At 63.6% G+C, this 19334-nt stretch carries 17 protein-coding genes; 5 read left to right on the plus strand and 12 right to left on the minus strand.

Going from position 1 to position 19334, the window contains the following annotated elements; genetic code table 11:
• Positions 1-121: 121 nt before the first annotated feature.
• The 3 genes from JWN03_RS16120 to JWN03_RS16130 form a co-directional block, all read right to left on the minus strand.
• Positions 122-1174: a Gfo/Idh/MocA family protein gene (locus tag JWN03_RS16120; protein ID WP_297615283.1), complete on the minus strand. Its 1053-nt coding sequence runs from the start codon at positions 1172-1174 to the stop codon at positions 122-124.
• Positions 1175-1242: 68 nt separating this feature from the next.
• Positions 1243-2112, minus strand: a complete 870-nt coding sequence (locus tag JWN03_RS16125; protein ID WP_297615285.1) for an inositol monophosphatase family protein — start codon at positions 2110-2112, stop codon at positions 1243-1245.
• Positions 2113-2194: 82 nt separating this feature from the next.
• Positions 2195-3280 carry a helix-turn-helix domain-containing protein gene (locus JWN03_RS16130; RefSeq protein ID WP_297615287.1) on the minus strand — a complete coding sequence of 362 codons (1086 nt, stop codon included), beginning with the start codon at positions 3278-3280 and terminating at the stop codon, positions 2195-2197.
• A gap of 499 nt (positions 3281-3779) precedes the next feature.
• Here JWN03_RS16130 and JWN03_RS16135 point away from each other — a divergent pair, with 499 nt between their 5' ends.
• From JWN03_RS16135 to JWN03_RS16150, 4 genes are all read left to right on the plus strand, one after another.
• Positions 3780-5516, plus strand: coding sequence for a DinB family protein (locus tag JWN03_RS16135; protein ID WP_297615289.1), 1737 nt, complete (start codon positions 3780-3782; stop codon positions 5514-5516).
• Between the two features lie 69 nt (positions 5517-5585).
• Positions 5586-7013: a KamA family radical SAM protein gene (locus JWN03_RS16140; protein ID WP_297615291.1), complete on the plus strand. Its 1428-nt coding sequence runs from the start codon at positions 5586-5588 to the stop codon at positions 7011-7013.
• Between the two features lie 23 nt (positions 7014-7036).
• A complete protein-coding gene (gene cysS / locus JWN03_RS16145; RefSeq protein ID WP_297615292.1) occupies positions 7037-8446 on the plus strand; it encodes a cysteine--tRNA ligase in 1410 nt (469 codons plus the stop codon).
• A 234-nt stretch (positions 8447-8680) separates the two neighbouring features.
• Positions 8681-8860 (plus strand): DUF6374 family protein, encoded by a 180-nt coding sequence (locus JWN03_RS16150; protein WP_297615294.1) that lies wholly within the window; start codon positions 8681-8683, stop codon positions 8858-8860.
• A gap of 74 nt (positions 8861-8934) precedes the next feature.
• Here the strand turns inward: JWN03_RS16150 and JWN03_RS16155 are convergent, their stop codons facing one another.
• Both JWN03_RS16155 and JWN03_RS16160 read right to left on the minus strand, forming a co-directional pair.
• A complete protein-coding gene (locus tag JWN03_RS16155) occupies positions 8935-9129 on the minus strand; it encodes a DUF397 domain-containing protein (protein ID WP_441343000.1) in 195 nt (64 codons plus the stop codon).
• Positions 9116-10024, minus strand: coding sequence for a helix-turn-helix domain-containing protein (locus JWN03_RS16160; RefSeq protein WP_297615298.1), 909 nt, complete (start codon positions 10022-10024; stop codon positions 9116-9118). Before JWN03_RS16160 ends, JWN03_RS16155 begins: the two co-directional genes overlap by 14 nt.
• 615 nt (positions 10025-10639) lie before the next feature.
• Here JWN03_RS16160 and JWN03_RS16165 point away from each other — a divergent pair.
• Entirely contained in the window at positions 10640-10894 is a 255-nt protein-coding gene (locus JWN03_RS16165; RefSeq protein WP_297615300.1) for a hypothetical protein, read from the plus strand.
• Between the two features lie 326 nt (positions 10895-11220).
• Here the strand turns inward: JWN03_RS16165 and JWN03_RS16170 are convergent, their stop codons facing one another.
• Genes JWN03_RS16170 through JWN03_RS16200 form a run of 7 tightly spaced genes read right to left on the minus strand, consistent with a single transcriptional unit; the run spans position 11221 to position 19324 of the window.
• Positions 11221-12528: a hypothetical protein gene (locus tag JWN03_RS16170; protein ID WP_297615302.1), complete on the minus strand. Its 1308-nt coding sequence runs from the start codon at positions 12526-12528 to the stop codon at positions 11221-11223.
• An 18-nt stretch (positions 12529-12546) separates the two neighbouring features.
• Positions 12547-14139 (minus strand): hypothetical protein, encoded by a 1593-nt coding sequence (locus JWN03_RS16175; protein WP_297615304.1) that lies wholly within the window; start codon positions 14137-14139, stop codon positions 12547-12549.
• Positions 14058-15437 (minus strand): DUF1173 family protein, encoded by a 1380-nt coding sequence (locus JWN03_RS16180; RefSeq protein ID WP_297615306.1) that lies wholly within the window; start codon positions 15435-15437, stop codon positions 14058-14060. The genes JWN03_RS16175 and JWN03_RS16180 overlap by 82 nt, the downstream gene beginning before the upstream one ends.
• A 5-nt stretch (positions 15438-15442) precedes the next feature.
• Positions 15443-15937, minus strand: a complete 495-nt coding sequence (locus JWN03_RS16185) for a hypothetical protein (RefSeq protein WP_297615308.1) — start codon at positions 15935-15937, stop codon at positions 15443-15445.
• On the minus strand, positions 15934-17322 hold the full coding sequence (locus JWN03_RS16190; RefSeq protein ID WP_297615310.1) for a type IV secretory system conjugative DNA transfer family protein: 1389 nt from the start codon (positions 17320-17322) through the stop codon (positions 15934-15936). Before JWN03_RS16190 ends, JWN03_RS16185 begins: the two co-directional genes overlap by 4 nt.
• Positions 17319-17819, minus strand: a complete 501-nt coding sequence (locus JWN03_RS16195; RefSeq protein ID WP_297615312.1) for a hypothetical protein — start codon at positions 17817-17819, stop codon at positions 17319-17321. Before JWN03_RS16195 ends, JWN03_RS16190 begins: the two co-directional genes overlap by 4 nt.
• Positions 17816-19324 carry an ATP/GTP-binding protein gene (locus JWN03_RS16200; protein WP_297615314.1) on the minus strand — a complete coding sequence of 503 codons (1509 nt, stop codon included), beginning with the start codon at positions 19322-19324 and terminating at the stop codon, positions 17816-17818. The genes JWN03_RS16195 and JWN03_RS16200 overlap by 4 nt, the downstream gene beginning before the upstream one ends.
• Positions 19325-19334 lie beyond the last annotated feature (10 nt).

Here is a 19334-nt window from a genome sequence, read left to right on the forward strand (position 1 = left end):
TGAATTCCGATTTCCGTCCGATCTTCTGGACCTGAAGATCCACGCCGTGCGAGAGCATGCATGTGATTTACGCGACCCGCAACCGGTTTGGCGAACGGCGCAGTCGCCGCCAGTCCACCAGCTATCGCCGCCGAGTCACGGTTCGATCGGCGGCGCTGAATCCCTGCTCCAGAATCCTGAGTGCCTCGAGCGCGTCGTGGGGATCAACCGGGACCGACGTGCCGTCGCAGAGGGCGTCGGCCATCGCGCGATAGAACGCAGGGTAGTCGCCGGGCTCGGTGGGAATCCGACAGGTATCGCCGTCTGTCCCTAACTGGCCCCAACAGTCGGGTTCGACTGTGCCCCAGGAATGTTCACTATTTGGGCGTCGGCCGGCGCGCAGAGCCGCTTCCTGTGGGTCGAAACCGTGTAGGACGAAGGAGGCTTCGGATCCCAAAACACGGAAGCGGGGGCCTATCTGTGCTGATACTGCGCTCATCCACAAATGAGACCGGACGCCTGAAGCGTGGGTGAGGGCAAGGAACGCGTCGTCATCGGCCTGCACTCCGGCACGTCGGCGGTCGAGTTCGCAGTAGACATCAGTGACCGCGCCGAACAGGGTCAGCACCTGGTCGACGAGGTGGCTGCCGAGGTCGTAGAGATAGCCGGCGCCGTCGGCGGCTGAACCGAGCTCACGCCAGCCGCCTTTGCCCACTGGTCGCCACCGCTCGATCCGCGACTCGAATCGCCGTACCTTCCCCAAGCGGCCGTTCGCCATCAAGGTTTGGACGGTGCGGAAGTCGCCGTCCCACCGTCGGTTCTGGAACACCGACAACGCCACCCCACGCCGATCGGCCGCAGCGATGACCTGCTCGGCCTCGGCCGAGGTGACGGTGAACGGTTTGTCCACCACTACCGATATCCCGGCCTCGATCGCCGCCAGCGCGATCGAGGCATGGGTTCGATTGGGTGTCGCGATCACGACCAGATCGATTCCGGAGAGATCAGCGAACAACTGCCCGGCTGAGGCGAGGACCCGTACCCCCGGATGTTCCCGGCGCGCCTGTTCGGCGCGTTCGGCCGACGAGGTGACTACCACGTCCAAGCGCATGCGTGGTTCGGCGGCGATCAGTGGTGCATGGAACACTGACCCGGCCAGCCCGTATCCCACCACTGCCACTCGAAGTTCCGCCATATCACTCCCCTTACACCGATGATCCGGCTTTTCCGCAGCCACAACCCGACCATGCCGGACACTGTGATTCACGTATGCAACGTGTACTGAATTTCGCGAGCCAGGTTGTCGTTTCCGGCGGCAATGAACTTCTGACGCGTGTTCATGGCTTTGTTGATGTCGGACATCGAGTTCAAACGGTAGTCCAGTGGGATATCTCTGCCGTCGAGGTCAGTCACGATACCGCCTGCGGCGTGCAGGATGTAGTGCCCTGGCGAAAGGTCCCAGATTGCAAAACCTTTGGCGAATTCGATCATGGCATCGGAGAATCCGGCCGCGACGTGACATAAGCCGATCGAGCCGAAATCAACACCGATACGCCCGTTCGATTTTCCGTTCCCGGCCGGAGCGCTCAACGCTTTCAGAAATTCTTGCTGCCCGGCCAATGGCTGGAATCGTTGGGCAGGTCGCATGAGGTAGTTGGTGACCAATGCGTCCGACAGTGAGGCTTGCGATGGCCGGTCGAGAGCGTATCGGGCACCGTCTGCGGTGATCATGAGTGCTCGGTCGTTTCCGGCGTCGTCCATGGCCGCGAGGTAGATCTGGATGTGGTGAAAGATGTCGCCGACCACCGCAGCGACGGGCCGCGCCAGAGCACGTGAGTAGATCAGGACGTGGGTGTATCCGTACAGGCCGCGTACGGCCAGCTCGCTGGTGTCGAGCGGGTCGACCAGCACACACAGGTCGGGGTCCGGGTCGGGGCCGATAACCTCGGGATCGGCTTCCTCAGAGGCGTAGACGAACGAGGGGATCTTTTGTGCCAGTAGCTCTTTGTAGCGGTGGTGCATCCACAGGTCGTAGTCGGACAGGAAGTTGTCGCTGTGGCGCAGGTTCTCGTTCTCTGCCCGGTGACCGGTCAGGGCGGCGTCGATCAGGCGGGGGCGGATTTCGGTGATCATCTGGCGCACCAAGTCGGCGATGTGGTGTGCCAGTTCGGTGTTCGTTGCCCCAGTGGTCATTGCGGGTCACCTTTCGACTGTGTCATCGCAGCTCCATAGGGGGTTCGATTCCCGGCGGGTTCATGGTGGCGGCGATGAAGATGGCCTCGAAACCGGCGGCGCGCATGATTTTCGCGCCGGTCAGGTCGTCGAAGCTTTCCACCGTAAGGCCGCGGCTCTTGGTCATTGCACCGAATACCGCGAAGTACAGTTCGGCGTTCGGGTACCTCACACGCAGCTGACGAGCGAGGTAGCCGACGACGTCGGCGTGTTTGACCTCGAAATCACAGATAACGATCGTAGGGGTGTCTGGAGCATCGGGGAAGAATGATGCCTCATCGAGGTCGATGCCGTCGCGGATCTTGTTGCAGCGCAGGTAGCCGATCTTGCAGCGCGAGAACCGAGATGACGCCATGAAGGTTGCCATGACGAGGCCGGCCTCGTTCACACCGAAGCACACATCGACATCAAGCCGTCGTCCCACATTCTTGATCTGGACCGAAAGTTGCTCCAGCCCGTACCCGAACGTCTCCCAGGTCAGATCCAACAGCTGGCCTGGACGTGGGTTGGGCAGGGCGAAGACACAGATATCGGGATTGCCATGTTCGACGGTCGGCACTGACAGTACGAACTCCTCGCCTACCTGACCGGTCGATCTGCCCGACGGGGTTGCGAGTAGTCCATGAGACGTTACGGTTGTTCTTGGCGGCCGGTGCGCAGGCTCGGGTTGGGGGCCGAGGGTGAACTGTTTGAGGGACAGTTGGTCCTCGATCGGTAGGTGTTCGTAGGCTTCGGCGATCAGCTCGGTGGGCGAAATATTCTCCTCAGCCACACCGAAGGGGCCCCGGCCGTACGCGGCGCACAGGATCAAGATGCTCGATAACGAGGGTGGTGAGCCGCGTCCGCGCCCGCGTGCCCAGGTTTCCCAGGCATTGATGGAGGTGCCGCCGAGGCTGGTCTGGTTGCCGGTGCTCGCGTTGTACCTCTCAGCGGCGTGGTCCTGCGACAGGCCGGCGGCGTATCGGTATGCCTGCAGACTCGGCACATCCTGATACAGGGCCATCAACTCTGTCGCTGCGCGCGTGACCGATCCCAGGGTGGTCCAGAGCTTCTTGCCGACGGCGGCCATCTCCCGGCCACGTGCCTGCGGAGTCGGGGGCTGGATCATCTGCGCGCTCGGATTCGACTGCCCCGATGAAGCTTCCACGGCACCCAGTCCTCCACACCCGGAACCTGCACAGCCCTCAGATTACCCATCGCGATGGGCAAGACCGGCGCTTACGCGAAAACCGCAGGTCAGAGTAGCCCAAGAATCGGACGGCTCTCGCACTGTCAGGCAGGTGTCAAGGGCCGGTACGAATGCGACGGTTGGTGAACACCGAACAACTCACCCGAAAACCAGTGCAGGAGATGACATCCCATCTGGAGGTGGCATGTGAACGACAACGGACGACGCCTGATTCCTCGCCGAGCACGCTCGCGGGACAGTCACGTCGAGGTGGAAGCCATCTTGCGCGATGCCAGCCGCGCGGACCCCGGCACGTTGGCCGACATCATCAGCGAGCTACGAACGCAACCCGGGAATGCGGGAACTCAAGCCGAAATCGACGGCGTGATAGCCCGATTCCGTGCGGCGCACCCCGAACGGCGCGCAGGAAACGAACCCACCGCCGTCACAGGATCTGGAGAAGGCAGCGGGGACGAGCCGCCACAACACCGTTGAACGAAATCACCAAGAGATTCTCGATTCTTTCGCCAATTCTCTTGCCCTGCTACGCAACTCGCGACAAGACAATGGACGGCGCATTAGGCGCTCGATCGGTCGCACTCGAAGGAGACAACACCGATCGACTCCGGCCACTGGACAGCGTCCGCAACGGACTCACGCCGAATGGATTAGTAAATTGATAGTTCAATGGGCAAATCAACACGATTTTCACACGCTATTGAAGCGATCTGATGTCGAAGACAAGCCGGTCCTTCTGGATTTACACTCACCGGAATGCTCCGGCTGTCTGAGTCATGATCGAAATATCTACTCCGATCCCGACGTTGCCCGCGACATTGCCGAGCACACTTTCCCTGTTCGGGTTGTCACTACCGCTCCGGACCAGGCGGCCACGGACATCATCAATAGCCACATCTACATCTGGTCGCCGACCATCCAATTGCTCGCACCCGACCAGACGCGATACCACGAATGGAACGGGGCACCGCGTCGCACGCGGTTGTCCGTCGGCTACCAGACCGTCTTCCACGACACGCCTGGTCACCTGACGCCGGAGAGCTTCAAAGCTCAGTTGCTCGTCGGACGGGGCAAAGCGGCGCTGCGGAAGAAGAAGCACGGCGAGGCGATCCGGCTCTTCGACGAGGCGATCACGCGTCACTGTGATGATCGCGTCACGGTGGAGGAAGCCACACGGTGGCGCAAAGTCGCCCGCAGCGGCGGCGTGATCGAATCAACGTGGGACCGTCATCGTCAGGTGACGACATCTCCCCTCGCGATCGCGGTCGAGCGCTTCGCCCAGACTGTCGCCGCAGTGCCTGACGAGCTTCTGATGAAGGACTGGGTCGGCAAGCCTGGGGCCGGCGACTGGCAGTGGTACTCGGACTGTCTGCGTGAAGTTGTCCTTCAGGGCTATCAAGAACTGTGCGATTTCGCGGTCACCGCCGAGCGTGAACGGGCAAAGCATGGACCACAATTCACCGACACGTACCGGCTGCTGGGCCAGCACCGGTTCGCGTACCGCGAATTCCAGTCGCTGTTCGTCGGCGTCCCGGACGCGTTGCTGGACCGAACACCGCTGCGTTCCGAGCGCTCCATCCGTGAAAACCTGGCCCATGTGATCATGGCGGAATGGTGGGCCTACCGGCCGCAGATCTTGCACGCCCTGGATCGAGGCCGCAAAGCGCTACCGCCACAAGCCGTTCCGGCTTCCGACACTGTTGCTCAGCACGGTGAACCGCCGGGCAACCACGAAAGTCTGCACGAGCTGCTGGCGCTGTATGAGCGCGTGCATCTGCGCAACACACAGGACTACTCCGGCATCACCCACGATGAACTCGGAATCCGTTCCGCATGGTGGGAACTGGGCCCCGTCGAGCTGCGCTTCCGGCTCCGGCGCTACATCTGGCACCCCCGCGACCATGCCGTGTCGATCGACAAGATTCTCGACGCTTCCGGACACCGGCATACCGCCAACCACCGCTTCGCCTCACGACTGTTCAGCGGATTGGGAACGGCCGAAGCCGCACTGATCGGCGCTGACGGATTCTTCACCGACCAGATCGACTCTCTCGCAACCACCATCAATCAACGCGCCGACGAAGCTGCCCGGCTGCTCAACCAGGTCACCGACAGCTGATACCCGTCGCAGCCAAGCGCCACTAGCGACGGACACGTGCCTACCCCAGAGATAGCACTGCGAGGACGAATGTCTCCCGATCTGCTCCAGCCATACTCCTACAGACGGCGAACCACGCAGGAGCCCGACCACCGGCGGTTTCCCGGCTGGCGTAAAACGACTGCGCAGGAGTGGAATTCGCCGCAGTGGCAACGAGCCCACTGCCTCAAGAACCTCGGTCAACTCCGCGACGTCACCGCAGACCTTGTCAACGACTCCTTCTTCGACGATCTAGCACGTGATCAACGCGAGCGCGCGACCATGTCGATGTTGATCACCCCTCACATGGTCAACACGATCGCCGCCGAGACCCCGGTCAGTGGACCCGGGAGCCTCACCGACGCCTTCCTCCGAGATCCGGTCCGGCGCTACATGCTGCCGCTATTCTCCGACCGACGTACCGATTTTCCGTCCCACCCTCGCGCTCAACGGGACTCGCTGCACGAGCGCGATATGTGGGCGGTCGAGGGCTTGACCCACCGGTATCCGACCAAAGTGCTGGCCGAGGTGGTGTCCACCTGTCCGCAATACTGCGGACACTGCACCCGGATGGATCTGGTCGGCACCTCCACCGCGCAGATCAGCAAGACCGGCTTCACCCTCAAACCACAAGCGCGACTGGACGCGATGCTCACCTATCTGCGAACGACGCCGACCGTGCGGGACGTGGTGGTCTCCGGCGGAGACCTCGCGAACATGCCGTGGCCGCGGGTCGAAGCATTCGTGAACAGCCTGCTGGGAATCGATTCCATCCGCGACATTCGGTTGGCGAGCAAGGCGCTGATCGGCCTGCCCCAGCACTGGGCCGACGAGCACGTTGTCTCCGGTCTCGCACGATTGGCTCTCACCGCACACATTCGCGGAGTCCAGCTGTCAATGCACACTCACGCCAACGCGGCCCAGCAGATCACCCCGAGCGTCTGTGCTGCGGCACGTCGCCTCTTGGAAGCAGGGTTACGCGACATTCGCAATCAGGCAGTGCTGCTGCGATCGGTCAACGACAGCGCGCAGGCCCTGCTCGACTTGTCCTTCGCGTTGCTCGACCAGGCCGCAGTGATGCCGTACTACATCTACATGTGCGACATGATCCCGTTCAGCGAGCACTGGCGAACCTCGGTAGCCCAAGCGCAGGCCCTGCAACTGGACATCATGGGCTATCTCCCAGGCTTCGCAACCCCGCGGATCGTGTGTGACGTACCCTTCGTCGGCAAACGATGGGTGCACCAGCCGTGCTACTACGACCGGATACGTGGAATTTCGTACTGGTCCAAGAACTATCGCACCATGGCAGAAGCCGATGACTCCGAGGCGTTGACCCGCCTGCACGAGTTCTACGACCCACTCGACACCCTTCCACCGGAAGGCCGCCAATGGTGGGCGGGCGACCATGACAACGGTCCAGTTTCCGCACCCGAGAACACGATTCGGCATTCACCGATGGCAGCGACGGACCGGTGATAGCACCGGTAACATCCTCGGCCATGACGCTGCGCCTGTTCGACACCGTGACGCGGACCCTGCGCGATTTCACCCCGATCACCCCTGGCCGTGCGTCGGTGTACCTCTGCGGCGCCACCGTGCAGGGCGAACCGCATATCGGGCATGTGCGCTGCGGAGTCGCCTTCGACGTGCTGCGACGATGGTTGCAGGCCAACGACTACGAGGTTGCCTTCGTCCGCAACGTCACCGACGTCAACGACAAGATTTTGGACAAAGCCGCCGACGCCGGACGCCCCTGGTGGGAATGGGCCACCACCTATGAACGCGCGTTCGACCGCGCCTATGACGCACTCGGTGTAGTGCCACCGTCCGTGCAGCCCCGTGCGACCGAGCACATCACCCAGATGATCGAGCTGATGGCGCGACTCATCGACGCCGGCCACGCCTACTCCGCCTGCGGCAACGTGTATTTCGACGTTCGCAGCTACGCCGACTACGGTGCGCTGTCCGGGCACAAGCTCGACGACGTACAGCAAGGCGAGAGCGCCGGATTGGGCAAACACGATCCGCGCGACTTCACGCTATGGAAGGCCGCGAAACCCGGTGAGCCGACATGGCCGTCGCCCTGGGGCCCCGGACGGCCCGGCTGGCATGTGGAATGCTCCGCGATGGCCACCACCTACCTCGGTGCCGAATTCGACATCCACTGCGGTGGAATCGATCTGATATTCCCCCACCACGAAAACGAGATCGCCCAATCCCGAGCAGCCGGAGACGGTTTCGCCCGCTACTGGCTCCACAACGGGTGGGTCAGCCTGGGCGGAGAAAAGATGTCGAAATCACTGGGCAACGTCCTCTCGGTACCCAACATGCTCACCCGAGTGCGCGCAGTGGAACTTCGTTACTACCTCGGCAGCGCGCATTACCGCTCCATGCTGGAGTACTCCGAGCAAGCACTCGACGATGCCGCCGCCGCCTACCGACGGCTGGAAGCCTTCGTGCACAAGGTCCGTGACATCGTGGGAGACGTGCCACCGGGTGAATGGACCGGCGCGTTCGGCGTTGCGCTGGACGACGATCTCTCAATACCCAAGGCGTTGGCCGAGATCCACAACCTGGTTACCGAAGGCAACAAGGCACTCGACAGCAACGACACGGCCGCAGCCACCAACATCGCCGCACAAGTGCGCAAGATGCTCGACATTCTCGGGGTAGACCCCTTGGACCCGCATTGGGACCGACGCGGAGCCGACAAGGTCGACGTCACCAGCCATGCACTCGAAGTACTGGTTGCCGCCCAACTCGAGCAACGCGACACCGCCCGCGCAGCAAAGGACTGGCTCGCCGCAGATGAAGTGCGAGACCGTCTGGTCGCTGCTGGTATCGGCGTGACCGACACACCCGACGGTGCGAAATGGACACTTCACCCGGATCAGGATGATCGCAAATGAACGCAGCGCCTCACGGCGCGTACGGCTGGGTTGGTAAATCCGTTGAGAGGCAACCGGACTCCGCTGGGTCACGCGATACGCGGCCCGGCGGCAAGGCGATGCCAGGAGTCTGTTCCATCAGGGGTTGGCGATCCAGAACCGCCCAGCGGGTGCCCGATTCCGATCAAGATAGGTTCATTGAAACAGAAACCATTCGGTTCGAACATAGGTTCGACTCGAGATAGTCTCTCGGCCATGCCTGAACTGATGCCTCGCGACTGGGCCGCAATGAACCTGGAACAGGTCCGCAACCAACTTCTCGATGCTGCAGCCTTCGGCAAATACCTCACTCCCGAGCAACTCGAGAATGCCGCCGGGAAGATCAATGAGGGGCTGCGGGTCTTCCTCAGGCTATCGACCGACGGAAGCGACTAGGACTCAAGCCAAAGCGACCCACCCCAGATACGCGGGGGGCGGGTCCTTTTGGCGGTCGAGGGTTATGGCCGGCGTCAGTGCTTCCAGATACCGTTCGCGAGGAAGCTGTTCCACTGCTCTTGGGTGAAGAACAACTCTGGCCCACCAGGGTTCTTCGAGTCGCGCACTCCGACCGCATCGCCAGCATGGCAAACCTCGACACACTGAGCGCCGCCCTCGCTGTAGGTGCTTTTGATCCACTTCGCCTCGGACAGATCAATGTTCGCCACGCTCATACTCCTTCGCCACCTGCCGCAGCAGGTTCCTGCTTTCTACCTCACCGAGGCATGTACCCCGGATGGCCGCGGCCAGCTCACTGTAGAGCCGAATTTCCTCGGGCTTCTCGAGGTAGACGTCCTGAGCCGCTCCCCCTTCTATGAATACCACCGGAGGCTCGACCGGCTCATTCCTCGCAGTGCGACCGAAGTCCAGAATGATAAACGAGCCGTGAGGAATTCCCCAGGTGAGGCCGGCGCGGAAGGGCTGGATTCGGATCGCGATATTGGGCCGCTTCGATACCTCGGCCAACTGCCGCAGCGCGACGGCCATGGTTTCCGGTCCTCCTATCATGCGGTAGAGCACCGATGCGTGCAGCAGCACGTCCAGTTCGACAGGGTTGGTCCTGCGGGTGATGAGCGCTTGCCGCTTGAGCCGGTGCTCGACGCGACGGTCGATTTCTTCGGGGTTGGTGAACGAGGGGAAAGCATCGATGATCGCCCGCGCATAGTCGGCCGTTTGAAGCAGTCCAGGGATGTGCTGATCGTGGCAGGTAGTCAGCCTGCGAGCCGCCGCTTCCAGGCCGACGTACATGTTGAAGGCGGTACCGTACAGGCCGCCGTAGACGTGATGCCAGCTCTTCGCTCTTGCTTGTGCGGCGAGGTCGACCGCAGCCTGAGTCTCGCCTCCCCCCACGTCGTACACACTGCACAGCGCCGCGACGTCTTGCCTTCGAACCTTCTGAATCTGTCCGGTCTCGATGCGCTGGAGCACAGCTCGCGACAGGTCGACCAATTTGGCGGCCTCGGAGATGGTGAATCCAGCGGCTTCTCGACGTTCGCGAAGAAACCGGCCGAGCTGGCGGCGCGGCAGTGTTGACGAGGGTCCATCATCTTCAGTGCTGGTCACAGGGCTCTCCTGGAAATCGAGTCACGTCGGAACGAAAAGCGAGTCGGGGTCTGCCTCACAAGCGAGTTCTGTCCTGCGGTTCTAGAGCAATCATAATCGGGTTCTCGTTTTCGCTGGTCTCTATCCAGCACTGGTGATGTGCTTTTAAGGACAGTCGAGATGAGAGCCACCAGGTACACACGACATCACCATTCGGCCGATCCCCGACCCTCCCGGTTCCATCGAAGCGAACCTCCGATTAACGCATAGCACCAGAGGAAGACACCGGTGCCGAGGCCAAGCATCTCAGTACCGGGTGGAAGATCCGCAACCAGCTCTCTGACCCAGAGGGGAAACGAAATGCTCTGGTTAGCAATAGGTTTCGCAGTACTTGCACTGTTCGCCTTGCACTCCGCTCGGCAAGAGCGGCTTGCGGCCGAGCGGCACCGAAGTACTCATAGGCTGACGTACCTCGACGGTAGCGGCTACGTCGAAGTGCCGCGGCTTGCCGGGGTCCACGGACGCCACCGCCCCAGCCATCTCCGAGAGGTGGTGAAGCACTGATCATCGGCCGTACGCCCCGAGCACAGACGACCCATAGACCAAGACGAGAACCAGATAGCAAGGAGTAGGCCCGTGGAATTCTACGGTCCACGCTTACAAAGACTCGAAGACTGCCACGTCCGCGATCACGATATCGAGATGACCGCCGCTGAGGCACTGGAAGCCATCATCATTCATCGAGAATGCCTTCCGTCCGATTGCAGTCGGCAGGTCGAGGCCACTCGAATCATCGGAGTTGAAGTGGATCAGTATGTCGATGACGCGAAGGTCATCCCACTCAGGACCCGGCATTTCAAGGTGGTGGGCTATGGCAGCGGCGATCCGTAATCGGCATCCAGCACCCACGCACAGGTCGATGACCCTCGCTGAGGCCAAGGCCGGATTGCACAGTCATGCTTTGTTGCGACAAGGCATGCGAGGCAAGGCAGTACTACAACAAGGCGGTCAGAGAGATCGCCCGAGGGCCATCCCTGGGGTGGAACGTCTGGACTCACCCGAGCGGCACCTGAAGACCTTCCCAGCTTCGTAGCCACAAGGTCAGGCCCGGATGACTGGAGACCTTCTCCGTCCCTTGGATACCGGACCCGACACCGCCGCTGATTGTTCTGACCAAACTGCCACCTGCTTGTGCGAATCCGTGAACTCACCCACCTCTAGTGCCGAAGTGTGCGCGGCCGCGCCACCGCGGTGGGCTGACGAGTCATCCCACGCCGACGCTCTTGTGCAGCGGCTCTTGCTTTTTCACGGGCACTCTCGACCAATTTCCTACGGTGATCGACCGAGGGAACGCTAGCTTCCGGTTTCGTTGCTGACCCACCGCGTTCGGCTGACGCTGGCCCCTGCCTGGTGCCAGATTCGTTGGCTACGTCCGAACTTTGGGCTCCATCCGATGAGCCGTGTGTTCTGGACTCGCCGCTGGCGCTGCGGACCTCCTCACCGTACTTGCGGTGCGCTGGTTCAACACTGCCCGGATGGACCGCCGATCGCTGATAGCGCCGATCGCAGTCGAAGCACAGTCTTTTGCTTCCGGATCCGGGAGCGAGTTGACGGTATTCGCTGCAGCCTTCGCACCACCCATTGAGATCGGGAGTTTGATTGGCGCGCACGGTTGTTCGACGATCCGGATCTGGGCTGGTGTGGTCTTTCACCCAGGCGCTGATGATCGGCCGGGCGCTTTCGTCGGCGTAGCGCCATTCCTGGCGGAAGATGCCACGGTCGCCGGTGGGAAAATGTTCGGCCACGAAGTCGAGCCGAGCATGTACCTGATCGGTGACGGTGTGGCCCGGGGAGAGTTCCGGAAGACCCGGCCGGCCCAGACTGCGGCATTCACCGCAGAGGCCATCGTCGCCGAGTCCGCCGCGGACACGATCGGTGTGCCGGTCGACGGCTGCGCGTTCGAGTCTGCACGAGACACACAGCGTGGTCGGCACATGAGTGAGAGCTTCGGCTTCGTAGTCGCGACGGCCGACAATCGGCTCCTCACGAGCTATACCCGGGTCGTCGCGTTCGTCCTTGGCCAGGGAATCTTCATAGTCCTCGATGATCTTTTTGTTGGGGTTGCGTCTCCTGTCCTTCGGTGCAACGCGTTTGTCCGGGTCGATGTCCTGGCGGACTTCGCTCGCTCGCGCGACGATCGGTCCGTTGTCAGCCCTCACGGACGGGGGTTCGGGAATGTGTTGGTGTTCTCCAGCTTTCGGCGCGCAGGCTTCGATGAGCGGCCGGAATTGTTCGTTGTTGCGCCAGAGGTTTCGCAGTTTCGTGACCGCGACGGTGTGGGTCTTGAATCGCAGGGTATTGGCGATCTCGACGACCATGGCCCATGTCGCGTCGTCTGTCGTGGCTTGGAGTTGGCGCAGTTGCTGTTTGGCTGCCCGCAGGTCCTTGGCTTCGACGAGGCTGCGGATCGCGTGGATGGCGTTCGCCTCAGCGGGGTCGCTGGGTGCTGGGGTTGGGTTGCTCATCGCGGCCTCCTTCCTCGATCACAGCCCTCGCCGGTGTGGTCGTCCGCCTGGTTTCGGTGGTTGACGGCGCTTCGCGCGCGGTTCCTTAGCCGGTTGTGCTGGGGGCGTCGGCTTTTCACTATCGGGCGTGTGCAGGGTGATCCGGTTGGCGTCGCGACTTGTCGCGGTGCCGGTCCGTGACTGTGTGCGCATGTGTTCGGTAGTGGGCTGGGGCCGGCGCATCGTGTAGGGGCTGCCGACGCGGATGGCGTCGTGGAGCTCGCGCACAGTGGCAAGGTCCCGGTGCAACGAGGTCAGCTCGCTGTCGAACGTGCGCAGCTCGCTGATGATCGATTCGGGGATCGAGGCATCCGGTGCGGGAGAGGGGTCTGATGTAGCCACGAATGCGGCTGTGCTGTCGAACAATTCGTCGCATGAGGAATATGGGGTCGGTGGGGTGTCGTAGAGGCGTGTTCGGCCGTCTGCGCCGGTGTGGATGTGCTGGATGTACCACTGGTCGTGGTCGAATCCGATCTCGGTGAAGTGGCCGGTTTGTGTGGGATCGGGGTAGTTGAGTGTGAGGCCGCCGCGGGCGAAATCGTCGAGCCGCTGCTGGGCCTGGTCGAGGGCTTCGTCGAGCCAGGTGCTGGTGCGTGGCGCAGTGCCCCAATCGATGTCGTTTTGTCGAATGTCTTGGCGGATGTCGGCGAGGCGGTATTCGACGGTGTCGTGCCGCTCTTCTCCGGGATCGTCTTCTTCGCTGTGATGGAGTGCGGCCCGGTCGGCGTAGTCGACGATGTCGGTGTAAAGGTCGTCGGCGCGCAGGTAGTGTTCGAATCGGCGGCCCACTGCCCACGGGTTGGCATGCTCGGTCAGGGTGTCGCGGTAGGCGTCGCACAGCACCTCGTAGCGCAGGTCATCGAGCCAGGACTGTGCGTAGGGGTCGACGGGAATCGCTGCGGTGCCGAGCAATTGGTCGAGGTGGCGCAGTTGGTCGCCGAGTTCCCGAGCGGTCAGGCCGGTACCGGTCATGAGGGGTCGTGCCGCGGCCCCGATGAGTGGGTCGGGTCCGGTGATGGTGATGTCGACACCGGTCTCGGGTGCGGTGGCTGCGGCTTGGTCGATGAGCCAGCGGCGTGCGGTCGACCAGCTCGGCAGCGATTGCCACGTTGTGGTGTGACCGGCGGTGCGGTAGCTGGTCAGATACCCGTAGACGAAGTCGACATGATCTGGGGCACCCGGATCGTTAAAGAGGCCGAGGTCGGTGCGTCGCGCTTCGGCCAGTTCCCCTGCCAGCAGCAGGTTTCGGACCTGGATAGGGCTGGCAAGATCGGTGGTACCGGTGCGTTCGTAGTCCCCTGCGATGCTGTCGAGCATCAGTTGCGTGGTTTCCGGGTTCTGTTCCCAGCGTTGCGCCGCGGTGAGCAGGTGATCCCAGTGGTCTTTCCAGGGGCTCGGGGCGGCGCGCCAGCGGTCGGTGAGGAGGTTGATCTGTCGGGTGAGCTGCTGTTGTTCGGGTTCGGAGACAATCGCCCAGCTCTGCATCCCGGTCAGCTGGTGGTACTGGCGGAAATCCTCGTGCAGGGCGTGTTCGTCGAATGGTCGGTCGGGCGCGGGCTGTGTGTCGGGCATGGTGGTGCCTCCTGGGTGGGTGCTGGGTCGGGTGCCTCCTGGGCGTTCTCGCGTGGGCTCGGGGTCCGGGCGTGTCCGGTTCTGCGGGTGTGGCTGAGGGTCGAGGGGATTGCGGGGATGGGGTCGACGCAGGTGTTCCAGATCCATTGCTTCAGAGGAAGATTCGAATCTGCGAGGGCAGGTGATCCGGTGGTGGCGCCGGTGGTGAGGTAGCAGGCGGTGGGTGGGTCAGTGTCGGTGAGTACCAGTGACGCCAGCGGGCTAGTGACGGGCTGGTTGTAGCGCAGGGATTTGGTGAATCGGCGGCCGCGGCCGATCAGCCCGCTGATCAGGGTGTGCTCGAAGACCGATTCGAACGGGATCCAGTCAGTGCTCACGCTCATCACAGCGATGCGGTCCGCGACGGCGACGCCGGCTGCGGTGACACCGAAGGTGAGCAGCGCGATCAGCTTGGAGCCTGGAAGAGACTGGCGCAGTGCGAGTTCGGTAGCGAAGGCGTGGCGCAGGTGGGTGAGGGTGTCGGGTTCGATCATGAACGGGCAGTCGGGGGCGTGTTTGATGAGCAGCTTGTGTCGTCCGAAACGGGCGGGGGTGATGTCCTTGACTTCGCCGAGGGCGAGCATGAGCTTGCGGTGCTTGCCGGTACCGACCAGCGGGGCGAACGCGGCGGTGCGGCGTGTGGCGATGTCGGCTTTCTGCGCGAGGGTGAACGGTTCGGGCAGCCAGAGCAGTTCCGGCAGCTCACGCGATTTCGTTGTCTTCGTCTCCGCGGCCAGGAGTATGTGTCGGCGGATCGCGGGCCAGCTGCGCCGCCCCGCCATGGCAGGTACCCAGCGGACGAATCCGGCTTCGTCCCAGAGGAAGTGCAGAAGGGCACGCAACGTCAGCTTTTTGCCGTCGACGTCCGCGCTCCCGGTGTCCGGAGCGAGGTCGTTGGATTCGCTCGTGCGCCGTGACGGGTTTCGGGTCAGGGGGAAGCTCAGTGAGAGGCGGGTGAGTCCGGTGCTGGGTTGTTCGCGGATCGCGGTGCCGAGTAGTGCTGCCTGGCCGGTCAACTCGGCGGGTGGGGTGTAGGAGGTGCATGCCGGGGCGTGGTGGGGTCCGGTTCCGGGCATGCGTTTGAGCACGTACCGGCCGCCGATGCGGGCAACGTACATGTCCACTCCCCCGGTTTCGCTTGCGCTGCACAAACATCGCGGGCGCCGCTGAGGGCTCCGGTGAAGCGCGGCGAGCAGGGGTTGCAGGTAGTCGTCGCCGACGCGGGCCCGGTCGATGATCTGATCGTCGATCGCGTACATCTCCCCTATCCCTCCGAACCCGGCGCCGTGCCGAGTGGCGGTGCGTGGGTGTCGATTTCAGCGGCGAGGTACTCCTCGACTCCGGCATGGACAGGCTGTGGATGGTTCTGGTAGCGGCAGTGATGGGGGCGGCAGGCACTGAAATCGCTGATGCGGGTGAGGCGTTCGATGACCGGCCATAGCCATTGGGTGTGCCAGGCCGTCATGTCCTCACGTGGCAGGTCGGCGCTGTCGAGATCGCACCAGTAGGCGGCAGTGTGGGCGGCCATCAGGGCGGTGAGTTCTTCGACGATGGCCTCATGGCGGTACCAGCAGGCAGGTACGCGCGAGCCGAGCTGGTAGCGATGACGCAACCAGTCCACCCAATCCAGGAGTTCGGCCCACAACCGGGCCGCATCACGCTGATCGATCTCACGCCAGCAATACCGACACGGCTGCAGCGGCGATAAAGCTGGACCATTCGGCTCCGAGTTGGGTTGCGCTAGCGGACTATTCATCATGGATACCTCCTTCCGGATCGGGCGGCACGCTGCCCATGTCCCGGAGGTGGGCGGCGCCCGGCGACGATGTCGTCGAAGGCGCGAGTGGAAGCGGTCACGCTCTCGCGCCAGGCCCGGTGTTCCCAGACACTGGGCAGCCGCAGCAACATCGCGGGCGCATTGCGGTAGATCAGCAGTGCGTGGTCAGTACCCAGTTCGCGGATTTCGTCAGTGCGCAGCACAGTGTCGTCATGCAGGGCATAGCTGCGCGATCCTTCGTGCAGGCTCGCTTCCCAGCGGCGGCGTTCACCGATCAACCGCGAGAGCGCCGAGAGTTCCTCGACGCCTCGCAGGCCCGGCAGAATGAGCATGGCCGGCGCGGATTGGGCCAGGACCCGTCCGCCATCAGTGCCCCAACGCAGTTCGTTCTGGTCCTGGTTGTGGGCGAACGCCCACACCGTGATGCCTTTGCCACCGGAGTCGGTCATGATCTGCGGCAGGTCGGGAATCGGTGCGACATTGTTCATTTCATCCAGCACCAGCCGCACCGGCGGATCCAGACGCTTGCCCGGCCGTAGTTGAGAGGCGCGGTCTGCGACGTGATGAACCTCGGCGGCCAGGGCCGCGACGAACGGTGCCATCGACCGCGAGGTGCCTCGGGAGACGAGATAGAGCGTGTTCGCTCCCGACAGCACGAAGTCGCCGACGTCGAAGGTCTGCTCGACCGGTACGTCGACGGCAGCGAGCAGTGTCGGGGACGCCAAGGGCTCCAGCAGCCGCGATGCGGCGGCGAGGACGTCGTCGCTGGATTCGCTTGCCGAGGAGAGGATTTGGTCGAGTTCGCTGGCCCAGTCGGGCAGGGTGTCGGCGAGGATGTCGACCGGGGTGTGGTTGGTGCGTGCCGAGACCCACACGCGGACTTCGCGAATAGAGAGCCCGCGCAGCGCGGCAGCGTGCAAGCAACAGCGCAGCACGGTGGCGGCCTTCTGCTCGAAGTAGGCACCGTTGCGGGTGCCTTCCAAGGGCATGGCGCGGGCGAGGGCGTCGGCGCGGCGGATTGCGGTGTCGGGGTCAGTGCAGCCGGTCAGGATCGACCACGCAAGGCTGTCAGGCCACCCGGTGAGGTGCTCGGGGTCGAACACCGCCACTCGCCCGCGCGCGGCCCGGTTCATGAGGGTGGCGGCGACCAGGTCGGCTTTGGTGGTGGTGGCCAGGACGAAGCCGGGTGCATCGATGACGCGCTGCCAGGCGACCCGCCAGGTTTTGCCGGCACCGGTGGGACCGTGCACGATCACTCCGTCGCGGTGCTGCAAGTGCACGTGCCGACGCGGCTGCCCGATCAGGGCGCCGACATCCACTGCTAGCGGCGACGGAATCGTTTTCCGCTGCCATGCCAGCCTTTTCATCTTCGCCGCCTGGGCGGAAAGAGCTTTCGATGGACCGGACGCTCCTTGGCCAACCGGGGATACTCGTAGGCTGCCTTTCGCATAGCGGCGCGCTCGTCGAGTCCGAGGTGGTTCAGGTCGGCCGACCCGGCGAGCCCGTCGCGGTGCCGACGGCGCAGGCGGGTGTCGATTTCGCTGCCCGCCATGGCGATCACCGTGCACCACAGGCCGGCGACCAGGCTGATACACAGCCAGGTCAGCCAGGCAGGGCCGGGGCGCGGGTCGCTGGGCCACGCGGTGGCGGGATCGGCAGGCTGTGCCACCAGCCCGGCCAGTGTCGTCGACATCTGTTCTGGCGCAGCGATTCCGAATCCATGCCTTACGAGTGCACCGGAGAGGGCGCCGCCAACGAATACCCCGACGATGACGGTGGCGAGGAGGTGAAGTGCCAGCGTCATTCCTGCCGGGAGGATCGGTTCACGCCGCACCGGGTGCGGGATCCCTCGTCCCGCGTTCACGACGGTTCACCTTGTGGCTCATCGTCTTCGGTGTTCACGTGGGCGAGCTCGCGCAGGGACAGGGTGTCAGGATCTCCGGTGATCGCCGCGTCGGTGTCGGTGAGTGCCGCCTCGAACGGGGACCGAATGTGCGTGATCAGGATCGGATCGCGTGAGCCGATCTTGACCAGCGCCTGTCCGCGCCCGAGCCGCATCAACGTGTCCTCGGTTCCGGGCGGCAGCCGGTACAGGCGTGCGGTTTCGGCGGCATCGTCGGCGCGGGCTTGGCCGAACAACACGACGATCGAGGCTTCGGCCATCAACGACCGTGCCGGGGAATCGGCGGGCGTATCGGCGGGGTGATGGAATGCCGACACGGTCGACAATGCCAGTCCCCGAGAGAGTTTCAGATTCGACCGGAAGACTTCACCGGTCGAGCCGACCGCAACATGCCAGCCTTCCTCGACAACCAGGATGGTCTGCTCGTGCGCGGCCGAGCGGGCGGCGAGCTTGTTGGCCAGCCAGGTGTTCGCGGTGGTCATCACCACCCGCAATGCCGGACCCTCGGTCGGCAACGCGGACAGGTCCATATGGACCAGCGAGTGCGTATCCAAGGCGTCGCGCACCGCGGGGCTGGTGGGTGCGTCGACCAGCCCGCGCAGGTCGCGGTCGGCTAGGCGCAGTAGGGCCAACCCGGGTTCCAAACCCCATTCCAAGGCACGTGCGCTCCAGCGATCCCCGAGGTCATGTCCATCGTCGGGGTGCGGATCCAGCAAGCGCATCGCCAGTTCGCGGATGATCGGGTCGCGGCCTTGCGCGCGGGCATCGGCATTGACCAGTCCCAGGCCCGTGCCGACGGCGGCTTTTTCTTTCTCGTCGAGTTGTCGGCCCATGGCGTCGGTGAGCACGGCCAGCACCAGGGCTTCCTGACCGGCGGGCACGACACCGTCGAGCCCGCCGTGGTGTTCCCCGCCCGTACTGATGGCCGGGTCCAGCAGATTCAGCCGGGCGCCGGCGCCGCCGACCTTGAATCGGATGCTTTCTGCGCCAAGGGCTTCGGCCAAGGGGGTGTATTCGCCGCGTCCTGCTTGGGGCTTCTTGTCCAGGATCACGACTTGGCGGCCGGCGACGAGTTGGCGTAGGACGCAGACGGTTTTGATCCAGGAGGATTTGCCGCGGCCGATGTCGCCGATGACGCAGACGTTGATGCCGGAGGTCTCGTCGCCGTAGGCGGCGAACGCGTCGACGATCTCGAGTTCCTGGGAAATGGTGTTGAGGCCGGCCAGCACCCCGTCTTGGCGGACGCGACGGCGGCTGGTGGCCAGATTCCAGGCCTCGGCTTGACGGGTAGTGGTCCACCCGCCCTCACTGCGTGGCTCGTACCAGCCGTACCGGTCCAGCCACCGCGTACGCCGCGGCGCGCGGCGCCGCAGCGGCGATTCGGGATTCTCCGCGACGCTGCGGCTTGTGGTCGGGCCGTTCGGTTCGGACGACCTGCGTGCGGCACTTGGGTGGTATCGCAGCATGGGACACCTC

Origin of the sequence: Nocardia sp., from assembly GCF_025465275.1 — a bacterium.
Classification (GTDB): Bacteria; Actinomycetota; Actinomycetes; order Mycobacteriales; family Mycobacteriaceae; genus Nocardia.